This is a genomic window from Xanthomonas sp. 3075, assembly GCF_014197275.1.
GTDB lineage: Bacteria > Pseudomonadota > Gammaproteobacteria > Xanthomonadales > Xanthomonadaceae > Xanthomonas > Xanthomonas campestris_B.
The window spans coordinates 1-19,685 of sequence record NZ_JACIFI010000022.1; the positions used below are offsets into that span (position 1 = coordinate 1).

The following is a 19,685-nucleotide window of genomic DNA, read 5'->3' on the forward strand; positions in this document are numbered from 1 at the left end:
CGTCGAGCGTAGCTTCGGCTGGGTCAATCGCTTCAGACGACTGGCACGCGACTATGAGCGATTGCCGGAAACGTTGGCCGGTTTGCACTTTGTCGCCTTTACGATCCTGATGCTTGGAAATGCAGCCACGCTCTTTCAAAGTTCATAACACGCTCTAACCGATCCAAGAACCAAGTCAGGCCTTTTTGATAGTCTTTGACAGGCCCTCCATTGTGAGGAGATAAACTCAAGAAAGACGCCGTTTCCCGGCTGCTCGGCATATATATACGATTACGAGAAGAGTGGATATCAAAATATCCATCCCTCGACAAATCTCGAAGCAACAAATTATTATCCAGCGTCTGCTGCTCAATTACATGATGATCCTGGAATAACGGCCTTGGCTTCGACATTTGTCTTTCACCTATGTGAATTGCAGTTTATTTTTAGTAATCAGCCGCGTCTTCAAACCAAAGACCATCCGATCCACCTTTGAATCCTATGCCTGCGGACCTGATTGCATCAAAAAAAGTTTTGTCACATATCACGAGCTTTGCAGAGTAAGGCAAGCGAAATATATGAGAATCACCCACCACTTCCTTTTTAAACGCCATACTCGCACCACCTAATAAATTGTAGTATTTACCAAGAGCGAACTCATCACTAATCTCAATATTTAGCTTGGAACTCTCTTCATCCAGCGCATCGAGCACGCGCACAACATCACAAAGGTAGTGAGTCGGGCCCACTGACCCATCTGGCAGTTGAAATTCGCATTCAGCAAACTCAAATCCCTGCGGGTCCACCGACTCAAAGACGTTCTTTAAACGTTCAGAAACAAGCCAGTAGCCGCTAAATATGCCTTCAAGATCGCGGGGCATCTTGCCTTTTTTGGGATCGTAGCCAAGCCGTGGCGTTTGACGAAGTGGCGGAAACCCACCCTCGGCTGGGCGCAATATCCGGCGAGGCGGCGTAAGAAGCTCCTTTTCGTTCTCAAATATGACGCCCGAGGCCTTCCAGTTACTTCGGATGTCCGGCATCAAAGTATAAAATTCGCCTTTCTTAGGCCCAACTTTAATATTCATATATGCTCCGGGTATTGCACGATAAAATGAACTGAGCGATCAATAGGTCGCGGCGTCGGTGAACAAAAGTCCGTCAGAACTCGGCTTGATACCCACACCTGCTTTTCGGGTTTCGCTCTTCAAAAATGCATCGCATACCACAATTGATGGCCTTTCGCTCATTCGAAAGATGTGCGCTGACCCAACAACCTCCGGCAGAAAAGCGAGCTCGGCTCCACCGGTTACGCTCAGCCTTTCCACGTCCTTGCCCGTCTCATGGTCGTGTGCCAAGGTGACTTTGTATTTGGAACGCGGCTTGTCTAGCGCAGCCAACTGTCGAACGACGTCACACAAATAATGCGTCGGCCCTGGTGAGCCATCTGGCAGAACGTAGTCGCAAATCGCGAACTCAAAGGCACCTGGATCAACAGACTCCAGGACCTCCTTCAGTCGCTCGGAGACGAGCCAATAGCCGCTAAAGCCACCCTCAAGATCACGGGGCGGCTTGTTCTTGCCTGCGCCATGGACCAAGCGAGGTGTTTCTCGCAAGGGCGGAATTCCGCCTTCTGCAGGGCGAAGGATGCGCGAAGGAGCCGTCAGCAACACATCGATGTTTTCAATCTCAACGTTGTGCCCTGGGCCACCTCCTCGGATGTCGGGCCGCAACACATAGAACTGTCCCTTTTCAGACTTCTGCTTGGCAAGCACCGGACTGTCTTCCATCTGGATAATGATGAGTTCTACTAAATCTTCAGGGTCTGGACGCTCACCTTTGGCAACAGCCGCTTGGTGAAATACGCGTCTTCGTAATACTTGATCTTCTCGCAGAGCACCGGGCTTGGGATGCCTTCATAGAGGAAGACTTCCTTGTCAAAGCCCATTGCCTTCAACTCCTGCGGCAGCATCAACGCGCGGCGTTGCTCGGTTTCTGAGTAAGACACACTGCTTTGCTTGCCACTGGTGTGCGACTTGTTCTTCTTGCGCACCGTGGTGTAGCCGAGCATGTCCGAGTAGTCGTTGGCGTCTTGCTGCTCGCGTGGGGCGTAGACGATTTGCAACGCATGGTTGGTGATGATGGTGCGCGAGACATCTTTGCCATAGGTCGCATCCAGCTGCGCCATGCTCTGGATGATCGGCAGCAAACGAATGTTGTAGCCGGCCATGTAGCTCACCGCGCTTGCGATGATGTCAACCCGGCCGATGGACGTGAACTCGTCCATCAGCAGCAAGCACTGGTGTTTGAGCGCCGGGTTGTTCTGCGGCAGCTCTTTGGTGTTGAGGTTGATGAGCTGACTAAAGAGCAGATTGATCAGCAAGCGACTTTCGGCCAGCTTGTTCGGTTGGATGCCGATGTAGATGCTCATCTTCTTTTTGCGCACATCAGTCAGCAAAAAGTCATTGTCGCTGGTTGATGCATCCAGGATCGGGTTGATGAACTGGTTGAGCGGCTCCTTGAACGTGCCCATGATCGACGCGAAGGTCTCCTCGGCTTGCGAGAGCAAGTTGTCGAACGCCGTCTTGGCGTCGCGGCCCAGGAACTCGCGCTGCGAGAGCTTTTTGAGGTAGTCCTTCAAGTCGCTTCCGTCCCCAGACGACACGCGATAGAGCATCCCAAGCGTTGGGAACATCCAGGTGTCTTTCGGGTGCTTGCGCTTGATCTGGTCATCGAGGCTATCGAACAGATAGAGCGTAAACGCCATGAAGGCATTGCGCGCCTGGCTCACCCAGAACTTCTGGGCGTCGGAGCCATCTGGGTAGAGCATGGCCGCGACACTCATCAGATCCGAGACGCGAAATGCGGGATCCGGTGAGATGTAGCTGAGTGGATTCCAGCGGTGGGTGCGCCCGTCTTCCGCGAAGGGGTTGAACAAGAACACCTCTTGACCCTGGCTCTTGCGCCAGCCAGACGTGAGGTCGAAATTTTCTTGCTTGATGTCCAGAACCACCACCGAGCCCTGGTAGTCGAGCAGATTGGGAATGACGATGCCCACGCCCTTGCCCGAACGCGTGGGTGCGGCCAGGATCACAAACTGTTGCCCAGGTAGGCGCACCAGCTTGCCACGGTGCTTGCCGACCACGATGCCGGTCGGCGACGGTTTGAGCATGTCCTTCTTGGCGAGATCACTGCCCGAGGCAAAGCGCGCGTCGCCATGCAAGGCGGCCGCCTTTGGCTTGAACAGCGGGATCAGCAGTGCGAACCAGGCCAGGACCGGCACGCCGAAGCCAATGGCGCCAGCCAGCTTGATCTTGCTGGCATAGGGAGCGAACTGCGGGAGGTCCAGCGCGTTGATGTAAGACCCGTAGGTGCCGACGTTGAGCGGCCCGCCCACCTTCAGCAACACCAATATCAATTTGCCGGAAAGGAAAAGCCCTGCGATCAAGGCACACAGCAATAGTCCAATGGCGACGCCGATCTTGATCTCTCTGCTCATAGCGCAATGCCTTCCATCCTCGGATCCTTGGCTTGTTTTGATCAGGCAATCGCTTGTGAGATTACAGGATCACGCCATGCGGCCGGCTCGTCATGCATCGCCATGAATAAGGCGGGGCACCTGATTGCCCGTATCAAATAGCACACATACCGAAACGGTAATTCAGATCATGGACCATGCGCCCGATGCGGGATCGGATCAGGTACCTCGGCGCTGAGTGGTGCGTGGTATCGAGAGTTTGTCGTCAGTCAACGCAACGCTTTGCAACTGCCGGCATAGCCAAGGCTTGGTCAGTAACCATGCACCGGACGATGCGCCTTGACCGCCATCACCAGGCCCAGCCCGGCCAGCAGCGACACCGCCGAGGTGCCGCCGTAGCTCATCAGCGGCATCGGCACGCCGACGACCGGCAGCAGGCCGGAAATCATGCCGCCGTTGACCAGCACGTAGACGAAGAACGCCAGGCCGGTGGCGCCGGCAACCAGGCGCGAATAGGTGTCGCGCGCTTGCGAGGCGATCCATAAACAGCGACCGATCACGATCAGATACAGGGTGAGCACGGTCGCCACGCCGATCCAGCCGAATTCTTCGCTGAGCACCGAAAACGCAAAGTCGGTGGTCTGCTCGGGAATGAAGTTCAGATGCGACTGCGAGCCCAGTCCCCAGCCCTTGCCATCCAACCCGCCCGAGCCAATGGCGATCTTGGACTGGATGATGTTCCAGCCAGCGCCGAGCGCATCGTTTTCCGGGTTGAGGAACATCATGATGCGGTCTTTCTGGTACGGCCGCAGCAGCCAGAACCAGGCCACCGGCGCGGCCGCCGCCACGCCCCCCACACCCACCGCCACCCACCACCACGGCAGTCCGGCCAGCAACAGCACGAACACGCCGCTGGCGGCGATCAGCACGCCGGTACCGAAGTCCGGCTGCAGCATGATCAAGGCGGTCGGCACGCCGATGATCACCCCGGTGACCAGCACGGTGGAGATGCGCGGCGGCAGCGGCATGCGGTGCAGATACCAGGCGGCCATCATCGGCAGGCTGATCTTGAGCAGCTCGGCCGGCTGCAGGTAGAACACTTTCAGATCCAGCCATTGCCGGCCGTACTTGCCGGTTCCCAGCGCGAACACCGCAAGCAGCGGCAGCATCGACAGGCCGTACACCCATGGCGTCCAGGCGCGCAGGCGCAGCACCGACATGCGCGAGATGCCCCACATCGCCACAAAACCGACGAGGAAACGGATGCCCTGCGCCATTACCAGGTGGTCGCCGTTGGCGGTGCCGCCAGCGCTCTTGAGCACCGACAGCCCGATCACCATCAACCCCGCCAGCGCCAGGCACAACACCCAGTCCAGGCTGCGCGTGACGCGCGCGGCCATGTCTACCAGCCAGCGCAGGATGTCACTCAATGGTCGATCTCCTGGACCACATCGGGTACATCCGGCACCACCGGTTGCGCCGGCGTGTTGGGGTCCAGTGCCACTGCCGTCTGGCCGATCACCACCGGCAACTCATCCAGCGTGGCGGCGGCCGCATCGCCGGCCTGACGCGCATCGGTGGCGCCGGCTTCGAACTGGTTGACGCCCACTGCGGTCATGCCGAGCTCGCTGTCCAGCGGCTCCAGGCCGGCCGGCATCTTGCCGAGCAACCAGGCATCGAAGATCTTGCGTGCGATCGGCGCCGCCGAGCTGGTGCCGAAGCCGCCGCCTTCCACCGCCACCGCCACCGCAATAACCGGGTTGTCGGCCGGCGCAAAGCCGACGAACAGGCCACGGTGGCGCAGATGCAGTGGCAGGCTGCGCGGGTCCACGGCTGCCACACCGCGACGGCTGACCACCTGCGCGGTGCCGGTCTTGCCGGCCATCTGGTACGGCGCGCCGGGCGTGATGGCATAACCGGTACCGCCGGGGCGCATCGTGTCCATCATGCCTTCGCGCACCACCTGCAGATGCGCCGCGCTCGGGCTGATCGGCTTGCCGGGCGGCTGGATCATCGGCTGCCAGGGGTGGTCGAAGCCGGTCCGTTGTTCCAGCACCAGGTGCGGACGCAGCAGCAGGCCGCTGGCGATCGCCGAGACGCCGCGTACCAGCTGCAACGGGGTCACCTTCCAGTCGCCCTGGCCGATGGCGATGTTGACGGTGTCGCCCGGATACCAGCGTTCCTTGCGGGTTTTGTACTTATAGGCCGGCGACGGCAGGATGCCGCCGATTTCGCCGAGCAGGTCCACCCCGGTGGGAGCGCCGAAGCCGTATCCGCCCATGTAGTGGTCGAAGCGCTCGACGCCCATGTCCACCGCCAGGCGGTAGTAATAGGTGTTGACCGACTGGGCGATCGACTTGCGCAGGTCGGTCCAGCCATGGCCGCCGCGGTGCGAGTCGCCCCAGCCGCGGCTGACCCCGGGCAGGTAGAACATGCCGGTGGACAGCACCCGGTCTTCCGGCCGACGCAGGCCGCTGTCCAGGCCGGCCAGGGCGATCAGCGGCTTGAGCGTGGAACCCGGCGCCACCCCACCCAGCACCAGCCGGTTGAACTGCGGCCGCGACGGGTTGTCGTTGAGCGCCTTGAAATCGGTATGCGAGATGCCGTTGACGAACAGGTTGGGGTCGTAGCTGGGCAGGCTGACCATGCCCAGGATCTCGCCGGTGCGCGGGTCCATCGCGATCGCCGCGCCTTCGTGCTCGCCGAAGGCGGCCACCATGGCGCGCTGCAGGTCGGCATCCACCGCCAGGCGCAGATCTGCACCCGATTGCGGCGCAACCCGGCCCACGGTGCGGATCGCCCGGCCCTGCACGTTGGTCTCGACCTGCTCGTAGCCGACCTGGCCACGCAGATCCTGCTCGTAATAGCGCTCCAGGCCGGACTTGCCCATGTGGGTGAGCGCGGCATTGCCCTCGCCCAGCACCGCCAGGTCCTTTTCGTCGATGCGGCCGACGTAACCGATGATGTGCGCGAACAGCGGGCCGTACGGATAGCGCCGGGTCAGATACGGCTCCAGTTCCACCCCGGGGAAGCGCCAGCGCTCTACCGCAAAGCGCGCCATTTCCTCGTCGCTCATGCGCAGCTTGAGCGTGACCGGCAGGAAGCTGCGGCGCGCGCGACGCTCGCGGTTGAAGCGCTCAAGATCCTCCGGCGCGATCGGGATCACCTTGCCCAGCGCCGCCAGCATGGCGTCCATGTCGGCGACCTTGTCGGGGGTCACGTCCAGACGGAACGCCGGCACGTTCTCGGCCAGCAGCCGGCCGGTGCGGTCGTAGATCATGCCGCGCCCGGGCACCACCGGCTTGGGCTTGATGCGATTGGCTTCCGAGCGCGTGGCGTAGACCTCGTGGTCGAGCACCTGCAGCTTGAAATACCAGGCGCCCAGGCCGACCAGGCACAGCACCACCATCACAAAACCGAGCACTGCACGCCGGCGGAACTGCTCGGCCTCCGCATGCGGATTCTTGGGCTGACGGCGACCGTGCATGGCTTACTTCTTGCTCCGCTTGCCCAACCGCACCGCATCCAGCAACACGAACAGCGGCGGCCACAGCGCCATGCCCAGCAACGGCGCCCACCAGTAGCTCCAGGGCAGGGTCGGCTCGCCGATGGCCAGATGCACGGCCGACGACACGATACGGTCGTTGAGCAGCAACCCGCCGATCGCCAGCGCCTGCTGCGAGACCGGGAAGAAGCGCAGCCGGGCGCGGAAACGCTGCAGGATGAAGGTCATGATCACCAGCCGCAGCGCCTGCTCGCCGAGCAGCCCGCCATACAGCAGGTCGGCCAGCACACCGGTCACGAAGGCGATGCCCAGCCCGACCCGGTCCGGCTCTTCGATCACCCAATACGCCAGCACCAACGCCAGCCAGTAAGGACGCAGCGGCTGCACCACCAGCGGCAGCGGCAGCAGGCCCAGCACCAGCGCGATGAAGATGCTCGCCGGCAGGATCCAGGTGTTGCGCATGCGGGTCATTGGTCCGTCTCCTGTGGAGCCGGACGGGATTGGGGATTGGGGATTGGGGAATCGTTGGAAGCAGCGCCCTGCGGCGGAGCCGGACGGGAATCAGGCATCGGGATGTTGGCTGCGTTCGACACCGGCGCGCGCGCGGGCGTGGTGGCCGGGCGGCTGGATGCCGGCGCGCGGGCCGGCTGCACGCCTGGCGCGGCAGGCGTCGGCGCGGACTGGGCGCGCGGCGTGGTGCCGGTGCCGGTGCCGGTGCCGGATGCTGCATCCGCCGTCGGGCGTGCGGTATCCATCGCCGCGTCGGACACTCCGCTCGCCGGCGTGCGTGGTGTTGCGGTCACCGGCGCGGCAGGTGCCGCGACGCCGTTGCGGTTGCCGTTGCCATTCCCGATTCCCGACTCCCCACTCCCGGCCCCCGGCTCCACCCGCAGCGGCTTGCCGGCGCGCAGCAGCAGCACGTCGCGGCCGCGATCCAGCTTGGCGGCCGGGGTCAGCTCGCCCACCAGGAAGGCGTGGGTGTCATCGGGATGCAGTTCGGAGACCTTGCCGACCGGGAAGCCGGCCGGGAAACGGCCGCCCAGGCCGGAGGTGACGATCTCATCGCCCACCTGCACCCCGGCACTGAGCGGGATGTCGCGCAATTCCAGGCGATCGCCACGGCCGTAAACGATCAGGCGCACGCCGTTACGCGCCACGCTGACCGGCACCGCGTGGTCGGGGTCGGTCAGCAGCAGCACGGTGGAATGCAGCGGGGTCACTTCGATCACCTGGCCCATCAGGCCGCCGGCGTCGATCACCGCCTGGCCCATCAGCACGCCATCGCGGCTGCCGGCATCCAGCAACAGGCGCTGGCGGGTCGGGTCCAGGTCGATATCCAGAATCGGCGCCAGCTGCACGTCCAGACCACGGCGCTCGGCCACGTTGAGCAGTTCGCGCAGCTGCGCATTGTCCAGCGCGGCGGTCTGCAGGCGGGTCAGGCGGGCGTTGGCCACCAGCAGCTGATTGCGCAGGTCGCGGGTCTCTTCCACCAGCTGCGCGTGGGTGGCAGCGTTGTCGCGCACTTGCGAGCCGATCCGCCCCGGCAAGCCCGCCACCGCCCAGATCGGCTGGATCAGCAGATTGGCCTGCATGCGCATCTGGCTTAGCCAACCGCCACGGCTATCGAGCGCGATCAACACGATCGCCAGCACCAGATAGACCAGCAGGCGCAGCGTGGAAGTGACTTCGCCCGGACGGGGAGCGACGGGAGGACCGGCGTAGGAGGGCACTTTCAGGGCCGGGAATGGGGAATTGGAAATGGGGAATCGGAGAGCGCTGTGCTGCCCTCGGTGCGGCTGAGGCTAAAACTCACATCGGCGGGACCGCGTAGCAACCGCGCAGGGCCGCAGGCAGGGAATGCTTTTACGATTCCCCAATCCCGATTCCCGATTCCCGTCCCCATCACTCCGGCGCGAAGAACTCGTTGCCGTGCATGTCCACCAGCTCCAGCGCGCGACCGCCGCCGCGTGCGACGCAGGTGAGCGGGTCGTCGGCCACCTGCACGTGCAGGCCGGTTTCCTCGGAGATCAGGCGGTCCAGGTCGCGCAGCAGCGCGCCGCCACCGGTGAGCACGATGCCGCGCTCAGCGACGTCGGCGCACAGTTCCGGCGGGGTCTGCTCCAGCGCCAGCTTGACCGCCGAGATGATGCCCGACAGCGGCTCGTGCAGCGCTTCGAGCACTTCGTTGGAGTTGATCTTGATCATCTTCGGCACGCCCTCGGCGAGGTTGCGGCCGGAGATTTCCATCTCCTGCACCTCCTCCTGCGGATAGGCGCAACCGATCTGCAGCTTGATGCGCTCGGCAGTGGCTTCGCCGATCAACATGCCGTGGTTACGGCGCACGTAGTTGGTGATCGACTCATCGAAACGGTCGCCGCCCACACGCACCGACTGCGAGTAGACGATGCCGTTGAGCGAGATGACCGCCACCTCGGTGGTGCCGCCGCCGATATCGATGACCATCGAGCCACGCGCTTCGGTCACCGGCATGCCGGCGCCGATCGCAGCGGCCATCGGCTCTTCGATCAGATACACGTCGCGTGCACCGGCCTCTTCCGCAGATTCCTTGATCGCGCGGCGCTCGACCTGGGTGGAGCCGGCCGGCACGCACACCAGCACGCGCGGGCTCGGGCGCAGGAAGCGCGATTTGTGCACCTTCTTGATGAAGTGCTTCAGCATCGCCTCGGTGTAGGTGAAGTCGGCGATGACGCCGTCCTTCATCGGGCGGATCGTGGTGATGTGGCCGGGGGTACGGCCGAGCATCTGTTTGGCCTCGGCACCGACCGCCGCCACCGAGCGCGTGCCGCCGATCGCGCGGTCTTGACGCACCGCCACCACCGATGGTTCGTTCAGGACGATGCCCTGCCCGCGCACGTAGATCAGCGTGTTGGCCGTGCCAAGGTCGATGGACAGGTCGTTGGAGAACATGCCGCGGAGTTTCTTGAACATCGAGGGAGCCGTTCCTGAAAGAGTCGCTTGCCCTGTCGCCAATGCAGAAACAACTGGTCGATAAGCGGGCAGAAAACGAAGTCCACTAGCCTAGCAATCCCCCCCGGTGCGGGCAAGGAAAAAACAGCCGTTTCGGCGCGATTTTCATGCGGGGGTCACACCGGGCATGGCATGCGGTTGTGGCCCTGATCGGTCGCAGCCGTTACCCTTTGCGCCGCGGCGCTCGCGTCGTCCCGCTGCCAGCCCGGCAATCGGCGGGTATTTCCCAACGCAAAGGCCTGACTCGATGTCCGCACTGATCTGTGGTTCCCTCGCCTACGACACCATCATGGTGTTTCCGGACCAGTTCAAGAACCACATCCTGCCGGACAAGGTGCACATCCTGAATGTGTCGTTCCTGGTGCCGCGCATGCGCCGCGAGTTCGGCGGCTGCGCCGGCAATATCGCCTACAACCTGCATCTGCTCGGTGGCGCGCCGATCCCGATGGGCACCGTGGGGCAGGACTTCGGCCCCTACCGCGAACATTTCGAGGCGCTGGGCATCGACCTGTCGCGGGTGAAGATCATCGACGACCTGTTCACCCCGCAGGCCTTCATCACCACCGACCACGACAACAACCAGATCACCGCGTTCCATCCGGGCGCGATGATGCGCAGCTACGAAAACCACGTGAAGGACGTGCCCGGCGTGACCCTGGGCCTGGTCGGCCCGGACGGGCGCGAGGGCATGATCCAGAACGCGGAAGAGTTCGCTGCCTCCGGCATTCCCTTCATCTTCGATCCCGGCCAGGCGATGCCGCTGTTCAACGGCCCGGAGCTGCGCGAGTTCATCGAGCAGGCCGACTACGTGGTGGTCAACGACTACGAGTCCAACCTGCTGCAGGAACGCACCGGCTGGAACGAGCAGGACATCGTCTCGCGCGTTCAGGCCTATATCACCACGCAAGGCCCGAAGGGCGCGTTGGTGCATACACCGGAAAAGACCTATGACATCCCGCCGGCGCACGAGCGCCGCGTGGTCGACCCGACCGGCTGCGGCGATGCGTTCCGCGCCGGCCTGATCTACGGCATCCAGGGCGGTTACGACTGGCTGACGATCGGGCGGATGGGCAATCTGATGGGCGCGTTGAAGGTGGAGCATCCAGGTACGCAGAACCAGCGCTTCGACTTTGCCGAGTTCAACGACCAGTTCAAGCAGCAGTTTGGGTATGCGCTTTGATCCGCACCGCCGCTGATCAGCGTTGAGTGCCGCTTTACCCTTCTCCCATCGGGAGAAGGTGGCGCCTAGCGCCGGATGAGGGTACGAGCGAAGCCACGTGCAGTTGGCATTATGCAAGGGCTTGGCCCCGTATCCCTCCCCCAATCCCCGCTCCGCGCCCCGGCCCGCGCTTGCGGCACGGGCGCTCCAGGGCACGCGCCGGTAGCGCGCTGGCCGTACCTTCTCTCCCCCGGGGGAGAAGGGTTCTCGCGGATTAGGAGAGCCGCCTACTCCATCGCCCCTGCCATCGCTGGACGTGGCGCACGCATCGGCATTCGCAATTTGCTGCAATGCAGTTTGAGCATCAGGCCGATCTGTGTCTCTACTGACGCTTCGCGCTCATTGAGGAACGCTGGCCCATGTCCGAGCCAAGCGTTGTCGCCGCTACGTCCACTGCCCTGCCGGAGATCGAACCGGATGCGCTCCGGCAGATCCGCCGGCTGCGCGACATTGCCCCGTTGGCCGCGCCACTGTCGCGCTCGTGGCGACGCTGCCTGGAAGAACACGCACTCCTGCCCGAGGCTGCGCCCGAGCCGCTGGTGCACGACGCGCTGCATGTGCGCGAGCGCCAGCAACGCCTGGGCGAGGTGTTGCGCATCGCCAAGGTGGAAATGGAAAACCTCTACGAGCAGATCGCCGGCAGCGGCTATGCGGTGATCTTTGCCGACGCCGAAGCGACCGTGCTGCACAGCGTGCACGACCCGACCCTGCTGCGCGATTTCCGCCAGGCCGGCCTGTTCTGCGGCGCCAGCTGGGCCGAGTGCCACCAGGGCACTAACGGTCTGGGCACCTGCGCTGCCGAATGCACCGCGGTGAGCGTGCACCGCGGCGAACATTATCTGACTCGTCACCTGCCGCTGTCGTGCAGCGGGGCGCCGATCCTGGACCCGCATGGCGGCCTGCTGGCAGTGCTGGATGCTTCAACGCCCAATGCGCAAGACGGCAAGCAGATTCAGCGACATACCGTGGCCCTGGTGAGCATGTCGGCAGCGCAGATCTCGCGCTCGCATTTCCTCAACCAGTTCGGCCACGCCTTCATCCTGCGCTTCCATAGCCGGCCCGAGTTTGCCGGCCTGCTGCACGAGGCACTGATCGCGATCGATACCGACGGCCGTGTGCTGGCGGTCAACGAGGCGGTGCTGGAGCAACTGGGCAAGATCGACCGCAGTCAGCTGGTGGGCCGCAACATCTCGCAGGTGATGCAGCTGGATTTCGACACCCTCGAGCACCGCGCCGGCAGCGACGCCGGCACCTTGTGGTCGATCCGCTGCGCCTGTCACGGGCGGCGTTTCTACGCACTGGTGCGCCCGCCGCGTGCACGCCCTGCGCTGCCGGCGGTGGGCGGACCGGCGCAGCTGGCGCCGGATACCGAGCTGCAGCCCGGTGACCATGTGGGCTCGGATCCGCGCATGCGCCACAACCTGGCCAATGCGCTGAAACTGGCCGCGCATCGCGTCTCGATCCTGCTGCGTGGCGACACCGGCACCGGCAAGGAAGAATTCGCCAAGGCAGTGCATCTTGGCTCGCCGTGGGCACATGGCGCATTCGTGGCGATCAATTGCGCGGCGATTCCCGAGGCGCTGATCGAAAGCGAATTATTCGGTTATGCACGCGGCGCGTTCACCGATGCCGCGCGCGAAGGCCGCCACGGCAAATTGTTGCAAGCCAGCGGCGGCACGCTGTTTCTGGATGAAATCGGCGACATGCCGTTGCCATTGCAAAGCCGCCTGCTGCGCGTGCTGGAAGAACAATGCGTCACCCCGCTAGGCAGTGAGCGCGCAGTGCCGCTGGAGCTGCACGTCATCAGCGCAAGCCACCGCGACCTGGCGCAGCGGGTGGCCGCCGGCGAGTTCCGCGAGGATCTGTATTACCGGCTCAATGGCGTGGTGTTGCACCTGCCGCCGCTACGCGAGCGCAGCGACAAGGCGGAGTTGATTCGCACCTTGCTGCGCGAAGAAAACAGCGAGCACAGCGTGCGCATCAGCGAAGAAGCCATGCACAAATTGTTGAGCTACGCCTGGCCCGGCAATCTGCGGCAATTGCGTAACGTGCTACGCACGGCGGCCGTGCTGTGCAGCGATGGCGTGATCCGCTTACCGAATCTGCCGCAGGAAATCGTCGATGCCGGCAGCGCGCCGTGTCTGGTCGATGGCCGCGCGGTAGCCGCCGACGACATGCCCGGTCGCGTTGCACTGGATCAAGCCGAACGCCTGGTGCTGCAGCAGCAACTCGAACGCCATCGCTGGAATGTCAGCCGCACCGCCGATGCCTTGGGCATCAGCCGCAATACGCTGTATCGCAAGCTGCGCAAGCATGGGTTGGATACCGGCTGATTGAGGGGCGGTGATTCGGGATTGGGAATTGGGGATTCGTAAAAGCCAAGGCAGCGTCTCTCAGCGCTGGCACTTGGCGCGATCAACAAAAAGCATTCTTTGCCATCAAGGCGGGCACCGCTGTTGCTCGGTGCGGCATGCACCACGTACATGCCGTAACTGCGGAGCGGTGATCTGTCGCTTGGCTGCAGGGCCCTTGCCCTGCCCACCATCGCAGGACACGCCGCAAGTACGTCCTTGTACGCGACGGTGGGCGGGCAAGGACCAGTCGAGAGTGTCGGTGTGCATGGTTTTCAGCAAAGCTACCGATCCACTCTCTGGTGCGGTGTCCTTACCGCTTGCGGGACCGTGTGGCGGCATGGATGCCGCCACCGAGCCCCCAGGGACGGGTTTACGGCGTGTCCCGCGAGCGGTAAGGGCACCGCACCCTCGATGATGCGGGTTTGCTGCAGGGCCCTTGCCCGCCCACCATCGCGGGACACGCTGCAAGTACGTCCTTGTAAGCTCTTACGCGGCATCCATGCCGCGTAAGGTCCCGCGATGGTGGGCGGGCAAGGACCAGTCGAGAGTGTCGGTGTGCAAGGTTGCAAGCAATGCATGATGTACGTTGTTCGGATAAAGCCGCGGCCGATCATCGTCCTGATGCACCCGAGCAACAAGCAGTTTTCCACACGACCACCGACTCACTCTCTGGTGCGGTGGCCTCGCCGATTGCGGGACCATGTGGCGGCATGGATGCCGCCACTGAGCCTCCGGGGATGGATTCACGGCGTGTCCCGCGAGCGGCGAGGACACCGCGCGCCCGACCAGCGCGGCTTGAGATCATCGAGATGACGAGAGGGGCTTACGGCTTACGGCTTACGAATCCCTAATCACGAATCCCCAACCCCAGCCCCACTCACAACGCCCAGCGCAATCCGATCAGATACTGCCTTGGCACGCCCGGTGCGAGAAAACGCGCTGGGCCGGTTTCCACTGACGCCTCCTGCGGGCGCGCAAGTTCGCCATCGGGAAAGACATCTTCGGCCACGGCCGCGTATGTCGCATAGCGGCGGTTGAAGACGTTGTCGACGCGGGCAAACAGCGATAGCCGCTCGCCGAGTTGCCAACGTGCCTGCAAGTCCACCAGCGCGTAGCCAGCGGTGCCGATGTCGATACGCTCGGGTGCGGGTTCGCCGTCTTCGGCGTTGTCGACCTGGCCGTCTTCGTTACCGCTGGCCACGCGCCCGGACACCGCACGCACACCGGCACCCAAGGTCAACGCATCGCGCTGCCATTCCACGCCGAGCTTGAGGTTGTGGCGCGGCAGTGCCGCGATACGCAAGCCTGGCCGCAAGGCGATCACGCGCTCGCCGGAAAGCAGTTCGCCATCGCTGCGATAGGTCGCATCCAGAAAGCTGTAGCCTGCCAACCACTGCCAATCGCCGTTGCGCAGGCGCAGCGACAGATCGGCGCCTTGATACCGGGTGCGGCCCACATTGTCGAAGTAACCCAGCTGTGTGTCCGGCGCGCGCAAGAACAAAATATCGTCGCGATTGTCGGCGCGATACACCGACACCGTGGCATTGGTATTGGCCGACGGCGTCCAGCGTGCGCCGAGTTCATAGGTGCGCGAAATGATCTGCTCCAGACGCGGGTCGGCTTGCAGGCCGGTCGGCAAGCGGCATGGCTGGGTGGGGTCGGCGCAGCCCAATTCGATCGCGGTTGGCGCTCGGCTGTTCTGGGCGACCGAGCCGTATACCGTCAGCCCGGAATCGAGCCGATGGGTCAGACCCAAGGACGGATTGGCCTTGGCATAGACGAAGCGTTCGCGCGGGCGGTCGCCGTCTTCGGCGGTGGAGAGAATGTTGTCCACCACCACATGGTTCCAGCGCACTGCAGCGGTGAGATGGGTGGCATCGTCCAGCGCCCAGGTGTCGGCGACGAACACACCCAACGTTTTGGTGCTGCCACGCACGCCGGAAAAGAACGCGCGCTCGGCATCGGGATCGGCAGCGACCGAGCGGTCCGGTTGCACCCAACCCTCACGGGCGAACTGCTGATACCGCACATGGCCGCGATCGAAGGTGACGCCGGTGCTGAGCGCATGCGCACCCCATTGCTTGCTCAGGTTGAGCGCAAGCCCCTGCGCTTCCTGACGCATCTGGGTGGTATTGAGCGCGCCGGTGGGCAACGCATCTGCATCGGCGCGTGCCACATCGCAATCGGCATCCAGCGCGCTGCCGTCTGCAGCGTAACCGGCGGCGCATTCTTCGACGAATTCTTCGTAGTCTTCGCCGATATCGCCATTGACGGTGTCGCGGCGGCCCACGCGCGAGTACGCCAGTGCATGCAGTGCGGTGGCCGCATCGAAACGGTGGTCCAGTTGCGCGGTAACCAATGTATTGCGATTCCGCGTGAGATCGGGCGAGGTGTACACCGAGCGGCGGTCGGCACGGTACAAGCCGGGCTCGGGGCCATCGTCGGTGTAGCGGGTATCCGGCAACAAGCCATTGCCGATCAAGCGGCTGCGCCCGTGCAGCACCGACAGGCTCCAATCGGTCTGCTCGCCTTGCTTGCCTATTTTGCCGAACAAGGTGCCCAGCCGGCCTTCGGAGGCATCGCGCCAGCCGTTTTCGTCGAAGCCAGTAACCGCGACAAAGCCATGCCAGCCGTCCTGACTGGCGAGGCCGTAACTGGCGTCCAAGCGTTTGCGCGCGCCACTGCCGATGCTCACTTCGCCCTGCAATCCAGGTGCGGTGAGGCCCGATGCGGTGGACAGCAGCACTGCGCCACCGAGCGTGTTCGGCCCGAACAAGGGATTGGAGCCGGGCATCAGAGTCACCGCGTTGATTGCCGACTCGGGCAACATGTCCCAGCTGACGATGTCGGCAAACGGTTCGTTGAAGCGCACGCCATCCAGATACACCGATACGCCTTGCGAGGCGCCCGGCAAGGCCGACGCGCGAAATCCGTGGAAGGTGAGATCGTTCTGGAACGGACTGCCTTGCACATCGTTGCCATCCACGCCGACGAAGCGCCGCTGCAGTAGATCGCTGAGGTTGTTGCTGCGCCCGCGCGACAACTGGCCATTGCTGGCCGATTGCACCATGTACGGCAACTGCGCCGCATCGATGGTGGTGCCGGGAATCGGCGTGGCGGTGACCTCGATACGGTCCAGCCAGGTCACCTGCGGCGCATCTGCCGCCACTGCCAGCGCAGTGATTGCGAGCAAGACGCTCGCGCAAGCGCCTGCAAGTGCATGTTGGTGCAGCGTTGCTGCCTTGCGTGTGGCTGATGCCATCTGAGTCCCCCTCAATAGAGCACGATCGATTTGATGCCGCGCGCCGCACGCAGATCCGCCAGCGCTTGATTGATGTCGTCCAACGCCAGGGTGCGGGTGATCAACGGGGCCAGCTGGATGTCGCCTTGCAGATAGCGCTCGACGTAGCCGGGCAACTCGCTGCGCCCTTTCACTCCCCCGAACGCGCTACCGCGCCACACCCGCCCGGTCACCAGTTGAAACGGGCGCGTACTGATTTCCTGCGTGTCGTCGGCCACGCCGAGAATGACACTCTCGCCCCAGCCCTTGTGGCAGCACTCCAATGCCGCGCGCATCGCGCCGACATCGCCCACGCATTCGAAACTGTGGTCGGCGCCGCCATCGGTGAGGTCCACGATCACCTGCTGGATCGGTGCACCGTAGTCGCGCGGATCCAGGCAGTCGGTGGCGCCCAGGGCACGCGCCAGCGCGAATTTGGCCGGATCGATATCCACCGCAATGATGCGTCCGGCCTGCGCCAGTACCGCGCCCTGCACGACCGACAACCCAATCCCGCCCAGCCCGAATACCGCCACGCAATCGCCGGGCCGCACATGGGTGCTGTTGAGCACCGCCCCCACGCCGGTGGTGACCGTGCAGCCGAGCAGGCAGACCTGATCCAGCGGCGCATCGCGATGGATGCGCGCGACCGCGATTTCAGGCAACACGGTGTATTCGGAGAACGTGCTGGTGCCCATGTGATGCAGAATCGGTCGCCCGTTCAACGAAAACCGGCTACTGCCATCGGGCATCAAACCGCGCTCCTGGCTGCTGCGAATCGCCTGGCACAGGTTGGTGCGGCCGGAGCGACAGAACTTGCACACGCCGCACTCGGGCATGTACAGCGGGATGACGTGATCGCCGGAGCGGACGCTGGTGACGCCGATGCCCACGTCTTCGACGATGCCGGCGCCCTCCTGCCCCAGGATCACCGGAAAGCTGCTTGCGCGCCCGTGCGCCAACGCATGCGCATCGCCATGGCAGATACCGGTGGCGACCAAGCGCACCAGCACCTCGCCGGGCCGCGGCGGCTGCAGATCCACCTCTTCGATGGTCAGCGGCTGGTGCGGACCCCATGCCACCGCAGCGCGTGTCTTCATCCGGCCTCCCTGGCGCGCGTCGGCATGGCCGCCGCTCAGCGCGCGATCACCACGCCCCACGGCAATTCGCCGACGGGGATCTGTCTGATCTGTTGCAACGTGGTCGTGTCGATCACGCTCACCGTGTTCGAGCGCCCGTTGGCCACATACAGCTTGTCGCCGGCCGGTGTCAGCGCCGGATTCCAGGGCCGCAGCCCCACCGCGATTTCGGCAAGACTGCGCGCGCTTTTGGTGTCGATCACGCTGACCGTGCCGGCACCGCCATTGGACGCGTACAGGCGCGTGCCATCGGCCGACAAGGCCACCCCCGCCGTGCGCACGCCGGCCGGCAGACTGGCGCGGCGTTGCCGGGTTTGCAGGTCGATCACGTCCACCACGTTGGCGGTTTCCTGCGCGATGTACACGCTATGCCCGTCCGGTGCGAACGCCATGCCGCGTGGATGGCCGCTGGTGGCGACCACGCCGCGCGATTGATGGGTGGCCAGCTCGATCATGTCCATGTCGTTGGAGCCTTCGTTACTGGTAAGCAACCACTGCCCGTCCGGCGTGTAGGCGCAATGCTCCGGCGCCTGCCCGCGCGTGGCGATCACCTGCTGCACCTTGAACTGCGCGGCATCGATCAACATCACCTGGTTCTGCCCTTCCACACACACCGCGAACTGTTTGCCGTCCGGCGACAACGCGATGCCTTCGGCGTTCTCGCCGATCTCCACGCTGCGCAGCACCGCGTCTTTTTCGGTATCGAGTTCGATCAGCCGATGATGCTCGGCATCGATCAGATACAGATGCCCGTGCGGGCCAGGCAACAGCTGCTGCAGACGCTTGCCCAGTTGCCCTTGCGCACTGAGCGTGCGCACCACCGTATCGGTGTGCGTGTCGATCACCGATACCGTCCCGCTACGTTGATTGGGCACATACGCAAACACCGGGGGCGTTGACGGCGCCGGTGTTGCGGCAGGGGCTGCGGGATCTGCAGGATTCGCAGCAGCCGTGGTCGCCGCCGGTGCAGCGCGCGACGCAGGCGTGGCAGCGTCGCGCTGGCAACCCGCCAGTGCCAGCAGTGCGCCCAGCACGCCTGTTGCACAGACGCGCTGCCAACTGTTTGCCGCAGGCCTCATTGCGCCTTGCCTGCGGTCTTGTTGATCGAGTGGATGAAGGCCAGCAGTTTTTCGGTGTCGCCCGGCTTGAGCACCGGCGCGAACGACGGCATCTGCCCCACGACCTTTTCATGCCCGATGCGAGTCTTGCCGTGCGTGATCATGGCTGCGGTGCCTTCGCTGATCAGCGTGCGCAGGGTGTCGTCGTCGCTGCCGTAGACCCAGATGTCGTTGGTCAGCGGCGGGCACATGCCACCACCGCCGGTGCCGCCGTGGCAGGCATTGCAGCCGGCAGAGAAATAGATCTTCTTGCCTTCGGCGATCAGCTCGGGCGTGACCTTGACCTCTGGCCCCTTTGGAATCGGCGTCACCGTGGCCGGGGGGGCGGGTGGTGTGGCCGGGTCGGGCGCAGGCCCTGCGGCCGGATTGGGCACCGCCGCAGACGCAGCTGCCGGCGGCGGTGGCGCAGCGGCATCGGCCGCCGGTGCCGGCGCGCTGGCGGCCGGTGGTGGCGCCGCGTCGGGCGCCGATGCCGGCGGAGCGTCTTTCCCGCACGCAACCAGCAGTGTGCTCAGCAACAACGCGCACAACGGCGCGCGGATGGAACGGTCGATACAACCCATGGTGGACTTGCGCATGAACGAACCTTTCTGATCGGAGGGAACACCGCGCACCCCGTGCACGCGGC

15 protein-coding genes are annotated in these 19,685 nt (G+C 63.9%); 3 read left to right on the forward strand and 12 right to left on the reverse strand.

The window, feature by feature from the left end; all coding sequences use genetic code 11:
• Positions 1-148, forward strand: a 148-nt coding sequence (locus GGR62_RS17280; protein WP_184409080.1) for a transposase, incomplete at its 5' end; no start/stop codon positions are given.
• 277 nt (positions 149-425) lie between these two features.
• Here GGR62_RS17280 and GGR62_RS17290 read toward each other — a convergent pair.
• The 8 genes from GGR62_RS17290 to GGR62_RS17325 form a co-directional block, all read right to left on the reverse strand.
• Positions 426-1,064 carry a DUF1629 domain-containing protein gene (locus GGR62_RS17290; RefSeq protein ID WP_080565694.1) on the reverse strand — a complete coding sequence of 213 codons (639 nt, stop codon included), beginning with the start codon at positions 1,062-1,064 and terminating at the stop codon, positions 426-428.
• 39 nt (positions 1,065-1,103) lie between these two features.
• Positions 1,104-1,766 carry a DUF1629 domain-containing protein gene (locus GGR62_RS17295; RefSeq protein ID WP_184409082.1) on the reverse strand — a complete coding sequence of 221 codons (663 nt, stop codon included), beginning with the start codon at positions 1,764-1,766 and terminating at the stop codon, positions 1,104-1,106.
• A 20-nt stretch (positions 1,767-1,786) separates the two neighbouring features.
• Positions 1,787-3,475: a type IV secretory system conjugative DNA transfer family protein gene (locus GGR62_RS17300; RefSeq protein WP_184409083.1), complete on the reverse strand. Its 1,689-nt coding sequence runs from the start codon at positions 3,473-3,475 to the stop codon at positions 1,787-1,789.
• A 290-nt stretch (positions 3,476-3,765) separates the two neighbouring features.
• Positions 3,766-4,884, reverse strand: a complete 1,119-nt coding sequence (gene rodA / locus GGR62_RS17305) for a rod shape-determining protein RodA (protein WP_184409084.1) — start codon at positions 4,882-4,884, stop codon at positions 3,766-3,768.
• A complete protein-coding gene (gene mrdA, locus GGR62_RS17310) occupies positions 4,881-6,941 on the reverse strand; it encodes a penicillin-binding protein 2 (protein WP_184409085.1) in 2,061 nt (686 codons plus the stop codon). The genes rodA and mrdA overlap by 4 nt, the downstream gene beginning before the upstream one ends.
• Positions 6,942-6,944: 3 nt before the next feature.
• Entirely contained in the window at positions 6,945-7,430 is a 486-nt protein-coding gene (gene mreD, locus GGR62_RS17315) for a rod shape-determining protein MreD (RefSeq protein WP_184409086.1), read from the reverse strand.
• A complete protein-coding gene (mreC, locus tag GGR62_RS17320) occupies positions 7,427-8,689 on the reverse strand; it encodes a rod shape-determining protein MreC (RefSeq protein WP_184409087.1) in 1,263 nt (420 codons plus the stop codon). The genes mreD and mreC overlap by 4 nt, the downstream gene beginning before the upstream one ends.
• 172 nt (positions 8,690-8,861) lie before the next feature.
• Complete coding sequence (locus GGR62_RS17325; protein ID WP_104533130.1) at positions 8,862-9,908, reverse strand: rod shape-determining protein; 1,047 nt, start codon at positions 9,906-9,908, stop codon at positions 8,862-8,864.
• Between the two features lie 286 nt (positions 9,909-10,194).
• Here GGR62_RS17325 and GGR62_RS17330 point away from each other — a divergent pair, with 286 nt between their 5' ends.
• Positions 10,195-11,127 (forward strand): carbohydrate kinase family protein, encoded by a 933-nt coding sequence (locus GGR62_RS17330; protein WP_184409088.1) that lies wholly within the window; start codon positions 10,195-10,197, stop codon positions 11,125-11,127.
• 398 nt (positions 11,128-11,525) lie between these two features.
• Positions 11,526-13,499 carry a sigma-54-dependent Fis family transcriptional regulator gene (locus GGR62_RS17335; protein ID WP_184409089.1) on the forward strand — a complete coding sequence of 658 codons (1,974 nt, stop codon included), beginning with the start codon at positions 11,526-11,528 and terminating at the stop codon, positions 13,497-13,499.
• An 898-nt stretch (positions 13,500-14,397) separates the two neighbouring features.
• Here GGR62_RS17335 and GGR62_RS17340 read toward each other — a convergent pair.
• The 4 genes from GGR62_RS17340 to GGR62_RS17355 are packed head-to-tail and all read right to left on the reverse strand — an operon-like array spanning position 14,398 to position 19,671.
• Positions 14,398-16,782: a TonB-dependent receptor gene (locus tag GGR62_RS17340; protein ID WP_184409090.1), complete on the reverse strand. Its 2,385-nt coding sequence runs from the start codon at positions 16,780-16,782 to the stop codon at positions 14,398-14,400.
• A gap of 11 nt (positions 16,783-16,793) precedes the next feature.
• Positions 16,794-17,900, reverse strand: a complete 1,107-nt coding sequence (locus GGR62_RS17345; RefSeq protein ID WP_184409091.1) for an S-(hydroxymethyl)glutathione dehydrogenase/class III alcohol dehydrogenase — start codon at positions 17,898-17,900, stop codon at positions 16,794-16,796.
• Positions 17,901-17,935: 35 nt separating this feature from the next.
• Complete coding sequence (locus GGR62_RS17350; protein ID WP_184409092.1) at positions 17,936-19,018, reverse strand: beta-propeller fold lactonase family protein; 1,083 nt, start codon at positions 19,016-19,018, stop codon at positions 17,936-17,938.
• Entirely contained in the window at positions 19,015-19,671 is a 657-nt protein-coding gene (locus GGR62_RS17355) for a c-type cytochrome (protein WP_184409093.1), read from the reverse strand. The genes GGR62_RS17350 and GGR62_RS17355 overlap by 4 nt, the downstream gene beginning before the upstream one ends.
• Positions 19,672-19,685 lie beyond the last annotated feature (14 nt).

What these genes read in the sequence shown, in the direction of transcription:
- GGR62_RS17290 (WP_080565694.1), bottom strand. Translation starts at nt 1,064, where the DNA reads ATGAATATTAAAGTTGGGCCTAAGAAAGGCGAATTTTATACTTTGATG.
- GGR62_RS17295 (WP_184409082.1), bottom strand. Translation starts at nt 1,766, where the DNA reads ATGGAAGACAGTCCGGTGCTTGCCAAGCAGAAGTCTGAAAAGGGACAG.
- GGR62_RS17300 (WP_184409083.1), bottom strand. Translation starts at nt 3,475, where the DNA reads ATGAGCAGAGAGATCAAGATCGGCGTCGCCATTGGACTATTGCTGTGT.
- mrdA (WP_184409085.1), bottom strand. Translation starts at nt 6,941, where the DNA reads ATGCACGGTCGCCGTCAGCCCAAGAATCCGCATGCGGAGGCCGAGCAG.
- mreD (WP_184409086.1), bottom strand. Translation starts at nt 7,430, where the DNA reads ATGACCCGCATGCGCAACACCTGGATCCTGCCGGCGAGCATCTTCATC.
- GGR62_RS17325 (WP_104533130.1), bottom strand. Translation starts at nt 9,908, where the DNA reads ATGTTCAAGAAACTCCGCGGCATGTTCTCCAACGACCTGTCCATCGAC.
- GGR62_RS17330 (WP_184409088.1), top strand. Translation starts at nt 10,195, where the DNA reads ATGTCCGCACTGATCTGTGGTTCCCTCGCCTACGACACCATCATGGTG.
- GGR62_RS17335 (WP_184409089.1), top strand. Translation starts at nt 11,526, where the DNA reads ATGTCCGAGCCAAGCGTTGTCGCCGCTACGTCCACTGCCCTGCCGGAG.
- GGR62_RS17340 (WP_184409090.1), bottom strand. Translation starts at nt 16,782, where the DNA reads ATGGCATCAGCCACACGCAAGGCAGCAACGCTGCACCAACATGCACTT.
- GGR62_RS17345 (WP_184409091.1), bottom strand. Translation starts at nt 17,900, where the DNA reads ATGAAGACACGCGCTGCGGTGGCATGGGGTCCGCACCAGCCGCTGACC.
- GGR62_RS17350 (WP_184409092.1), bottom strand. Translation starts at nt 19,018, where the DNA reads ATGAGGCCTGCGGCAAACAGTTGGCAGCGCGTCTGTGCAACAGGCGTG.